The sequence below is a fragment of the Phocaeicola coprophilus DSM 18228 = JCM 13818 genome (assembly GCF_000157915.1).
In the GTDB taxonomy this organism is placed as follows: Bacteria; Bacteroidota; Bacteroidia; order Bacteroidales; family Bacteroidaceae; genus Phocaeicola; species Phocaeicola coprophilus.
In genome coordinates this window covers 298,171-308,899 of record NZ_EQ973632.1, presented here as the reverse complement: position 1 = coordinate 308,899, position 10,729 = coordinate 298,171, and the positions used below count along the sequence as shown (strand labels likewise).

Below are 10,729 nucleotides of genomic sequence, written 5' to 3'. Positions count from 1 at the left end.
TTGTACTGTTTGAAGGCCGGATAATAGTGTCCCGGAAGCATTTCGCTATGCGTATATACATCCACTCCCGTACCTTCGGTCTGGCGCAGAAGTTCCTCCAGATCGTGCAAGTCGTGTCCGCTGATCAGGATGCCCGGATTCTTCCCTGCTCCGATGTTCACTTTCGTCAGTTCCGGATGACCGTATCGGGTGGTATTGGCCTGATCCAGCAAAGCCATCACCTGTACCCCGTATTGTCCGGCTTCAAGCACCAGTGCCACCAGTTCGTCTGCACTCATCGCCTGCACGGTGATACGTGCCAGAGCCGACTGCATAAAGGCATGGATGGCATCTTCCGTAAAGCCCAGACGCATGGCATGCTCGTGGTAGGCAGCCATTCCCTTCAGTCCGTACATCAGCAGTTCCTTCAGCGAACGCAGATCTTCGTCCGGTTCTCTCAATACGCCGACAGAAGCTGATTTGGCCAGGTATTCTTCTTCCTCTCCGCACCAGGTCAGTTCATCCACCTCCGGCAAAGTGATGCCTGCATCCACGGCACGGGCTTTCAGCCGGTCGCGCAAAAGGAATCCCTTGCGTACACGGGCCAGGATGCTTTCATCGTCAAAGTTGGCATTGGTAATCGTCGCGAAAAGTGCGTCGGTGACAAAGGCATTCGTATCGGCATCCACCTGGCATCCTTCCGTACGCAAGGCATCGGCAGCTACCGACACTCCCCGCACCACGAAGAGCAGCAAATCCATGTAGCGTGCGGTGGTATCTTTCTTTCCGCACACTCCTTTCAACACACATCCAGTGCCCTTGGCAGCTTCCTGACACTGGTAACAAAACATATTTCCTTCCATATTCCTTCTTGGGTTATTGTTGATTTTTCATTAAGTTTGCGCAAAGATCCGGAATCCCGGAGAGGATTTCTGTAACTTATGTGACACGCAACCCAAAGAAAAGTTAAAAGAAAAATGCATACCGAAGTTTTGAACCGGATGAGCCTGTTTGAAGGGTGTGATCCGGAAGCGCTCAGCCAGTTGCTGCGCGAAGCCCCGAACAGCCTGCGCACGTATAAGGAAGGAGAATTCATAGCCCGTCAGGGTGACGTGTGCCGTTCCCTGTTTATTCTGATGAAGGGAAATGTCAGAACACAAATGGAGAACGCCGAAGGCAAGCAGCTCACCATCGACCGGATCAAGGCACCCGATATTCTGGCACCGGCTTTTATCTATGCCTCGGAGAACCGCTTCCCGGTGAATGTGGAAGCAACGGAACTCTGCGAGGTGCTTGTCATGGACCGGAAACGTTTTGAGAATTTCATGCATGCCCAGCCGGCCGTGATGCGGAATTTCATTGCCATCATTTCCGACCGCAGCCTGTTTCTGAGCCGCAAGCTGAATGAATTTGCCCTGCAGAGCCTGAAATCACGTCTGCTGAATTACCTGAAGATGCACGGGGGCATCCACAACCAGCAGGAAGTGGCCTTTATTCTGGGAGTGGCACGTCCGTCACTGGCCCGTGCCCTGGCAGAACTGATTGCGGAAGGAAAAGTCACCATGTCGGGCAAACAGGTGATCCTGCACACTGCCGGCTGAATCTCACCCGAGCGGACCGTCTTCCTCTACCGGAAGCATGTCACTCTGAATGTTGCTCATGCTTCCCCACAGACTATACCGGGCTTCCGGATTCATGGCTTCCAGCCGGGCCAGCACTTCCTTCATGTCCGAACGGTGGGAATCCTTTTCATACGGACAGTTCTTTACCTGCTTGCGGAAACCACGGAGAGCGGCCATTTCCTTCAGATCGGCTTCATGCACCAGACACATGGGGCGGATAATGGTCATGTCGAACTTGCGCATCACCAGGCGCGGCGGCATGGTACTGAACGCTCCCTGGAAGGTCATGTTCATCAGCAGGGTTTCCAGAATGTCATCCATGTGGTGACCCAGTGCGATCTTATTGCATCCCTGTTCCTTGGCCACGGTGAAAAGTGCCTTGCGGCGGTTCCACGAACAAAGGAAACACGGCGACTTCCGCGTGTCGGTCGACGGATCAAACTCCGTTTCGTAACACACATAGGGTACTCCCAGACTTTCGGCATATTCGCGCAGGTAGGTCTGGTCGGACTCGTAGGCAATGTTCTTCATCACCACATGCGCAGCCACTACCGAAAACTTCGGCTTGTAGATACGCGAACGCCGGGCCAGCAGCTCCAGCAAGGCCAGCGAATCCTTTCCTCCCGAAAGCCCCACCAGAATGCGGTCGCCTTCTTCTATCAGCCTGTAATTCATCACTCCTTTCATGAACCGCTGGTTGATGCGGCGCATCAGGCGGTCTTCTTCCGTCATTTTTCCCATGTTTCGTATCTTGTTAAAACGGCGACGAAATTACGAAAAATATGTTTTGATTGTGTCACAGAATTTGCTAATTTCGCAATAAGATCCAACCGGTTCAGAAACGGCCTCCGGAAAAGACAGGGCCGGTCTCCCTGTTCCGGGGAAACAGATCTCCCAGAGCAGGAAGGAACTTAAAAATAAAAAATGAAGGAATGAAAATGGCATAATTCGGAGAATATGCCTATATTTGAGAAACTTTTAAATGACAGAGACAATGAAAAAGAAATACATATTTCCCCTTTTGGCATTGTGTTTTACCGGCAATGCTTTCTCACAGACTTTAAGCCAGGCCCAGAAATGGTTTACGGAAGGCAAGTTTGCCGAAGCCAAACCCGTATTCGAGAAGCTGGTGAGACAGGCTCCTTCGAATGCCAACTATAACTTCTGGTATGGTGCCTGCTGCTATGAAACGGGAGAACTGAGCAAAGCGGTTCCCTATCTGGAGAAAAGTGCAGAACGCAAAGTGATCAACGGCTTTCTTTATTTGAGCAAAGCCTATTATGATCTGTACCGTTTCGACGAAGCCATCCAGAATCTGGAGGATCACATCTACTGGCTGGAACGGAAAAAACGGGACACTTCGGAAGCTGAAACCCTGATGGAACGCTACCGGATGGGAGCCCGCATGATCCGGGGAGTGGAAAAAGTGGCTGTCATCGACAGTTTCACGGTCAGCAAGCGGGACTTTCTCAGTGCCTATAAGCTCAGCCGGGAATCCGGTGAGATCAAGGCAACCGGAGAAGGCGGATGCACGGAATTCACCAACGAAATGGGTGACAAGAAAATTCTGGCACGTCCCAATGCAGACGGAGCAACCAGCCTGTACGGCAGCGTAAAAATGATCGACAAGTGGAGTGATCCGGAGCCGCTGAAAGGACTGGAAGAGGGAGGAACCAACCTGAACTATCCTTTCCTGGATTCGGATGGTATCACCCTCTATTATGCCGCGCAGGGGGAAGAAAGTCTGGGCGGATATGATATCTTCATTACCCGCTATGACTCGGATGACAATGCCTATCTCCGGCCGGACAATCTGGGATTCCCGTTCAACTCAGTTGCCAATGACTACATGTACGCCATCGACGACTTCAACAACCTGGGATGGTTTGCTTCCGACCGCTACCAGCCGGAAGACAAGGTCTGCGTTTATGTATTCGTTCCGAACGAGTCCAAACAGGTTTACGACTACGAATCAACCAGTCCCGAAATGCTTCAGGCTGCCGCTTCCCTGCAATGCATCCAGAAGACACAGACTGATGCAGCCAAGGTGCGCCTCGCCCGTCAGCAACTGGCCAAAGTGATGTACGGACAGGACGAGCAAAAGAAAAAAGGAGACTTCCGTTTCGTCGTGGACGACAATGTGGTCTATCATACACTGGCCGACTTCCGCTCGGCTGAGGCACGCAAGCAGTACCAGACCCTGTCGCAGAAACAGAAAGACCTGGACAATCTGTCTGAAACGCTCGGCAAACAGCGGGAACTGTACGGACAGTCCAACAAGGCAGGAAAAGACCGGCTCACACCGGCCATTCTGGACAAGGAACAGCGCATCAAGCAGCTGCGGGAAGAAATCGCCAGTCTGACGGTCAACATCCGCAACACGGAGCTGAAAGCCCTGAACCGGAAATAATACGATTTCACACTAAAACCTATACTTATGGGAACACTGATTATCATTACACTGATCATTGCCGGACTGCTGCTTTTTGCCGTGGAGGTATTCCTGATTCCGGGCATCAGTCTGGCAGGGATTGCCTCGGGGGCAAGCATTCTGTATGCGATCTACTACGCATTCAGTTCGCTGGGTACGCAGGCCGGCTTCATCACTCTGGGCGCTTCCGTTGTCGGAATCGCAGGAGTCACCCTATGGTTCATGCGGTCAAAAACCGTGGACCGGCTGGCTCTGAACCAGACTCTGAACTTCAAGCTGAACCCGCTGAAAGGGCTGGATCTTCAGGTAGGTGATACGGGAGTTACCACCACCCGCCTGACCCTGATCGGCAACGCCGAAATCAAAGGCCAGCGCATTGAAGTGCAGTCTGCCGACGGCTTCATCGAAGAAAAGACCGCAATCCGGATTTCCCGCATCGACAACGGTGTCGTATATGTGCAACGTGTCTGAGAACCAACTGAATTATATACCTTTTAAACTGATCTGAATTATGATTGACCCGAGTTATCTTCCGTTTGTCATGGCTGGTGGCGGTATCATCCTGCTGGTCATCTTCTTCCACTATGTACCTTTCTTCCTCTGGCTCTCGGCCAAAGTATCAGGCGTCAACATTTCGCTGGTACAGCTTTTTCTGATGCGTATACGTAACGTACCGCCCTATGTCATCGTACCCGGACTGATCGAGGCTCACAAAGCCGGCCTGAGCAACATTACCCGCGACGGTCTGGAGGCTCACTTTCTGGCCGGAGGACATGTGGAAAAAGTGGTTCACGCCCTGGTTTCGGCCTCCAAAGCAAACATTGACCTGCCTTTCCAGATGGCAACAGCCATTGACCTGGCCGGACGTGACGTGTTCGAAGCGGTACAGATGTCGGTCAATCCGAAAGTCATTGACACACCTCCCTGTGACAGCCGTAGCCAAGGACGGTATCCAGCTGATCGCCAAGGCCCGCGTCACCGTACGTGCCAATATCCGCCAGCTGGTGGGCGGTGCCGGTGAAGACACGGTACTGGCCCGTGTAGGCGAAGGTATCGTATCCTCTATCGGTTCTTCCGAGAACCACAAGTCAGTACTTGAGAACCCCGACTCCATCTCCAAACTCGTATTGCGCAAGGGACTGGATGCCGGTACTGCCTTTGAGATTCTCTCCATTGATATTGCCGACATCGATATCGGCCGCAACATCGGTGCAGCCCTTCAGATGGACCAGGCCAATGCCGACAAGAACATTGCCCAGGCCAAGGCAGAAGAGCGCCGTGCCATGGCTGTAGCCCTGGAACAGGAAATGAAAGCCAAAGCCGAAGAAGCCCGTGCCAACGTGATCCAGGCAGAAGCCGAAGTACCCAAGGCCATGGCCGAAGCCTTCCGCAGTGGCAACCTCGGTATCATGGACTACTACCGGATGAAGAACATCCAGGCTGATACCGACATGCGAAGCAGCATTGCCCGGCCGGATTCCCATCCCGCCAGCCATGATCCCATCGGCAAATGATATGACAACAACAATAACTTTACATACTACTTAACGACTAAAAAGCAATTTATATGAAAAAGTATTTTCCACCCTCAGAACTGATTATCAATGAAGACGGCTCAGTGTTCCATCTTCACGTAAAACCGGAGTATCTGGCGGATAAAGTCATTCTGGTGGGCGATCCCGGACGCGTGGAACTCGTGGCCTCCCATTTCGACACTAAAGAATGTGAAGTAGAAAGCCGTGAATTCCGTACCATCACCGGAACTTACCAGGGAAAACGCATCACGGTAACCTCCACCGGTATCGGATGTGACAATGTAGACATTGTAATGAATGAACTCGACGCACTGGCCAACATCAATTTCCAGACCCGCGAAGAGAATGATACCTTCCGCCAGCTGGAAATCGTGCGTATCGGTACCTGCGGCGGTCTGCAGCCTTATACTCCCGTAGGAACTTACATCTGCTCCGCCATCTCCGTAGGATTTGACGGACTCCTGAACTTCTACGAAGGACGTAACGCCGTATGCGACCTGCCCATGGAACGCGCCCTGCTCAACCACCTGGGATGGGCAGGCAATCTCTGTGCGCCGGCTCCCTACGTGATCCATGCCAATGAAGAGCTGGTAGACCGCATTGCCGGTACGGACATGGTGCGCGGCGTAACAGTAGCCTGCGGCGGTTTCTTCGGTCCGCAGGGACGTCAGCTCCGTATTCCGCTGGCCGATCCGCACCAGAACGAAAAGATCGAAAGCTTCGAGTATCAGGGACAGCGCATCACCAACTTCGAAATGGAAAGCTCTGCCCTGGCCGGTCTGGCCCGTCTGCAAGGCCACAAAGCTACTACTGTATGCATGGTCATAGCCAACCGGGTAGCAAAGGAAGCCAATACCGGATACAAGAACAAGATTGACGACCTGATCAAAGTCGTACTCGACAGAATTTAACAAACTTATTATCAACCAACAGGTTCCCCTCTACGGAGGAGAACCTGTTTTTATGTCTGAAAACTCACACACATGGAAGCAAGTTTCAAATCCAACCTTACCGACAAGCGTCAGCGCTACCTCCAGTTTCTTGAACAGTTCGCCCCACTGATTGAAGGCGAGAAAAACGAAATCAGCGTACTGGCCAATACCAGTGCCGCCCTGAAAGAAGCATTCGGATTCTTCTGGGTAGGCTTCTATCTCGTACACGAAGGCGAACTTCACCTCGGTCCGTTCCAGGGCAGCGTGGCCTGCTACCGCATCAGAAAAGGACGCGGCGTATGCGGCACCGCCTGGGCTGAAGCCCGTACCCAGCTCGTGCCCGACGTAGACCAGTTCCCCGGCCATATCGCCTGCAGTTCCCTCTCCCGCTCCGAAATCGTTGTACCGATAATAGCTGCCGGAGAAGTGCGGGGCGTGCTTGACATCGACAGTGACCAACTGGCCACATTCGACGAAACCGACCGCGAATACCTCGAAAAGGTTGTTGACCTGCTGGTGAAAACCCTCTATGCCCACGCATAAATCTGCCGGCTCCGCTTCCGGATATAACCCGAAAACCGTATCTTTGCAAGGATTTTAAAAAGAACTACGCACGTGAACATATTACAAACTGAAGATACTATCTGTGCCATTGCCACCGCCCAAGGTGGAGCCATCGGCACCATCCGCGTGTCGGGTCCGGAAGCCATTACCCTCACCGACCGCATCTTTAAACCCGTATCCGGCAAACCGCTGGCAGAACGCGCACCCTATACCTTCACCTTCGGTCACATTCTTACCCCCGAAGGAGAAATCATTGATGAAGTGCTGGTCAGCCTATTCCGTGCGCCTCATTCCTATACGGGACAGGACTCTACGGAAATCTCCTGCCACGGTTCAAGCTACATTCTCCAGCAAGTGATGCAGCTTCTCATCCGGCAAGGATGCCGTGCCGCCGGACCGGGTGAATATACCCAGCGCGCCTTCCTGAACGGCAAGATGGATCTGAGCCAGGCCGAAGCTGTGGCCGACCTCATTGCTTCCACTTCTGCCGCTACTCACCGCATGGCCATGAACCAGATGCGTGGCGGATTCAGCCGTGAACTGGCCGTTCTGCGCGACAAGCTGCTCCATCTTACCTCCCTCATGGAACTGGAACTCGACTTCAGCGACCACGAGGAACTGGAGTTTGCTGACCGTTCGGAACTGGAAGCCATCGCCCGTCAGATTGAGCAGGTCATCCATCATCTGGTTGATACATTCAGCGTGGGCAATGCCCTCAAGAACGGAGTGCCCGTGGCCATCGTGGGCGAAACAAACGCCGGAAAATCAACCCTGCTGAATGCCCTCCTGAACGAGGAACGCGCCATCGTGAGCGACATCCACGGCACCACACGCGATGTCATTGAGGACACCATGAATCTGGGAGGTATCACTTTCCGCTTCATCGATACTGCCGGTATCCGCGAAACGACTGATACCATCGAAAGTTTAGGTATCGAACGGAGCTTCCAGAAACTGGATCAGGCTGATATCGTACTCTGGATCATCGACGCAACCTGTGCCGAAGAACAATATCATCAGCTGGCCGACAAAATCCTGCCACGGTGCGAAGGCAAACATCTGGTCATCGTACTCAACAAGGTGGATTTGCTTTCGCCGGCAGACTCTTCAGCAGATGAACAACTCGCTCGCCTGAAAACGACTCTCCCCGACTTGCCAGAGGATGCTTGTGTGCTTTCCCTTTCGGCCAAGCAGAAAGAGGGACTTTCCCAGCTTCAGAAGCAGTTGGTGGACTTCACCGCCCTGCCCGACCTCTCACAGAACGATGTGGTGGTAAGTAATATCCGCCACTATGAAGCACTGAGCCGTGCGCTGGAAGCTATCCACCGCGTACAAGACGGACTGGCCATGCAGCTCTCTGGTGATCTGGTTTCACAAGACCTTCGCGAATGTCTTTATCATTTGGGAGAAATCGTGGGCGGCACGATTGAGACGGATGAGGTCCTGGGGAATATTTTTAAGCACTTTTGTGTGGGCAAATAATTATCTGTTTTCAAGCGAATTTAGATATAAAGGCTACTGGTTTCCAGTAGCCTTTTATTCTTTAGAAAGAAGAGTTGATATAATCAAATCACTTTTCAAAAAACAAACTCCTGTATATTCCTTAAAATATAGTTAAATTTACCTCGACACGTACGTGACGATGTCTTGACACGTTCGTGCTGATGTCTCGTCACGTTCGTGTCGAGAACTTGACAGCTACGTGTCGAGGTATTTTAGCATAGGCGCAATCACATCTGCGTCTATGCCACATAAAATCTTTTATCCTATCTTCTTCAATGTGGCATAATATTTTTGCACATACCTGAACCAACTTCCAAACGGACCGATGCTTACGGTTAGTTAACATAATAGATAGGAATTTCTATTCCAAAAAGAAATTATGTTATCGAGAAATAACTTATAATATTGAACTAATTCGCAATTTATATTGCAAATAGTCCTATTGAAAGGATAAAAAATAGATAGGCTTTCTTATCTTTGCATAGAACGAAAGAAAATCCTTATGGAAAAAGAAAAAGATATAAACCGCATCAAGGTTGTGCTTGTGGAGAAGAAGCGGACCAACAAATGGTTGGCCGAACAATTGGGCAAGGACCCTGCCACAGTATCGAAGTGGTGTACCAACACATCACAACCCGGACTGGAAACACTGCTGGAGATCGCACGTGTTCTGGATGTAGATATTAAAGAACTGCTGAACTCTACACGTGACGATGTTCAGTTAGTCAGAATTCAAAAACAGTAAAGCCAAGTAATGTTATGAACAGTAATGATAGAGCCAATCTTATAAAACGTATCAACACTTTAGAAGGACTGACCGATAAGGAACGTAGTGCCTTGTTAGGTCTGTTACGCGAAAATAAAACTTATGGTTTGGTATGGGAAGATAAGCCAGAGGACGTAGAAGAACGTCTTCGCAACGAACTGCCCATTTTGACAGAGGTTCCGGAACGTGCCATTGTCAGTGAAGATAAAGATGCACCAAACCATATTCTGATTGAAGGAGATAACTTGGAAGCTCTTGCTACTTTGGCTTATACACATGAGGGAAAGATAGATGTAATCTATATCGATCCTCCATATAACACAGGGAATAAAGATTTTATCTATAACGACAGTTATGTAGATAAGGAAGATTCTTATCGCCATTCTAAGTGGTTGTCATTTATGAGCCGACGTCTGAAAATAGCAAAGAAGTTGTTGTCTGAACGTGGTATGATTTTTATGTCAATCGATGATAATGAACAAGCACAGCTAAAATTACTTTGTGATGAAGTGTTTGGACAAGAAAATTTTGTTGCATCAATATTATGGCAAAAGATACATAGTATAAAGAATGACGCTAAATATTTATCAGTAAATCATGATTTTATTTTAATGTACGCTAAAGATATTAATTTTATAAATATCAATTTATTGAAACGTACAGAAACAATGAATAGTCGTTATAAGAATCCAGATAATGATCCTAGAGGACCTTGGCAATCAGGAGACTTAGTTGCAAATGAGACTCGAACAAATGGGAATTATGATGTTGTCGGACCAACAGGTAAACTTTTTAATGTTCCAGAAGGCAAACATTGGGTGTATTCTGAGGAGAATATGATGCAACTCATTCAGGAAAAGCGCATATGGTTTGGAAAAAATGGAACATCTTTTCCGCGAAAAAAGCGGTATTTATCTGAAGTTCAACAAGGTAGAACACCAGATACATGGTGGACAAGTGATGAAGTAGGACATAATCAAGAAGGGGCTCGTGAACTAAAATCACTTTTAGATGATAAATTACTATTTAGCTATCCTAAGCCGTCTCGATTGATATCAAGGATATTACAAATATCATCATTGGAATATTCTATCATTCTTGACTTCTTTGCCGGTAGCGGAACAACTCTCCATGCCACCATGCAATTAAATGCGGAAGATGGAGGGCATCGCCAATGTATTCTCGTTACAAATAATGAGAACAACATTTGTGAAGAAGTTACTTACGAACGAAACAGGCGAGTAATTCAAGGTTATACAAACGCGAAAGGCGAAGAAGTAGTTGGTGCATCGAAAAATAATCTCCGCTATTACCGTACCGGATTTGTTGGACGCAATCGCTCAATGCAGAATATGCGAAAACTGGTTAATCTTGCTACAGATATGCTTTGTATCAAG

Annotated in this window: 10 protein-coding genes and 1 pseudogene; 9 read left to right on the top strand and 2 right to left on the bottom strand. The window is 49.6% G+C overall.

Annotated elements, in window-relative coordinates; all coding sequences use genetic code 11:
* A partial coding sequence (locus BACCOPRO_RS02925) for an anaerobic carbon-monoxide dehydrogenase catalytic subunit (RefSeq protein ID WP_008140762.1) occupies positions 1-842 on the bottom strand: 842 nt, incomplete at its 3' end.
* A gap of 114 nt (positions 843-956) precedes the next feature.
* Here BACCOPRO_RS02925 and BACCOPRO_RS02920 point away from each other — a divergent pair.
* On the top strand, positions 957-1,580 hold the full coding sequence (locus tag BACCOPRO_RS02920) for a Crp/Fnr family transcriptional regulator (protein WP_008140761.1): 624 nt from the start codon (positions 957-959) through the stop codon (positions 1,578-1,580).
* Positions 1,581-1,583: 3 nt separating this feature from the next.
* Here the strand turns inward: BACCOPRO_RS02920 and BACCOPRO_RS02915 are convergent, their stop codons facing one another.
* Positions 1,584-2,342 carry a PP-loop family protein gene (locus tag BACCOPRO_RS02915; protein WP_008140760.1) on the bottom strand — a complete coding sequence of 253 codons (759 nt, stop codon included), beginning with the start codon at positions 2,340-2,342 and terminating at the stop codon, positions 1,584-1,586.
* Between the two features lie 253 nt (positions 2,343-2,595).
* On the opposite strand from BACCOPRO_RS02915, the gene BACCOPRO_RS02910 reads away from it, so the two are divergent.
* The 8 genes and pseudogenes from BACCOPRO_RS02910 to BACCOPRO_RS02875 all read left to right on the top strand — a co-directional run.
* A complete protein-coding gene (locus tag BACCOPRO_RS02910; protein WP_040311124.1) occupies positions 2,596-4,011 on the top strand; it encodes a tetratricopeptide repeat protein in 1,416 nt (471 codons plus the stop codon).
* A gap of 27 nt (positions 4,012-4,038) precedes the next feature.
* The gene (locus BACCOPRO_RS02905) at positions 4,039-4,503 is read left to right on the top strand and encodes an NfeD family protein (protein ID WP_008140757.1); all 465 of its coding nucleotides are present in this window, start codon (positions 4,039-4,041) and stop codon (positions 4,501-4,503) included.
* Between the two features lie 40 nt (positions 4,504-4,543).
* A pseudogene (gene floA, locus BACCOPRO_RS02900) lies at positions 4,544-5,546 on the top strand (flotillin-like protein FloA).
* Between the two features lie 53 nt (positions 5,547-5,599).
* Positions 5,600-6,478 carry a nucleoside phosphorylase gene (locus tag BACCOPRO_RS02895; RefSeq protein WP_008140752.1) on the top strand — a complete coding sequence of 293 codons (879 nt, stop codon included), beginning with the start codon at positions 5,600-5,602 and terminating at the stop codon, positions 6,476-6,478.
* Positions 6,479-6,550: 72 nt separating this feature from the next.
* The gene (gene msrC / locus BACCOPRO_RS02890; RefSeq protein WP_008140751.1) at positions 6,551-7,042 is read left to right on the top strand and encodes a free L-methionine (R)-S-oxide reductase MsrC; all 492 of its coding nucleotides are present in this window, start codon (positions 6,551-6,553) and stop codon (positions 7,040-7,042) included.
* Positions 7,043-7,114: 72 nt separating this feature from the next.
* Complete coding sequence (mnmE, locus tag BACCOPRO_RS02885) at positions 7,115-8,545, top strand: tRNA uridine-5-carboxymethylaminomethyl(34) synthesis GTPase MnmE (RefSeq protein WP_008140749.1); 1,431 nt, start codon at positions 7,115-7,117, stop codon at positions 8,543-8,545.
* Between the two features lie 523 nt (positions 8,546-9,068).
* Positions 9,069-9,311 carry a helix-turn-helix transcriptional regulator gene (locus BACCOPRO_RS02880; protein WP_005646253.1) on the top strand — a complete coding sequence of 81 codons (243 nt, stop codon included), beginning with the start codon at positions 9,069-9,071 and terminating at the stop codon, positions 9,309-9,311.
* A gap of 14 nt (positions 9,312-9,325) precedes the next feature.
* On the top strand, positions 9,326-10,729 hold a 1,404-nt coding region (locus BACCOPRO_RS02875), incomplete at its 3' end, for a site-specific DNA-methyltransferase (protein WP_008140746.1).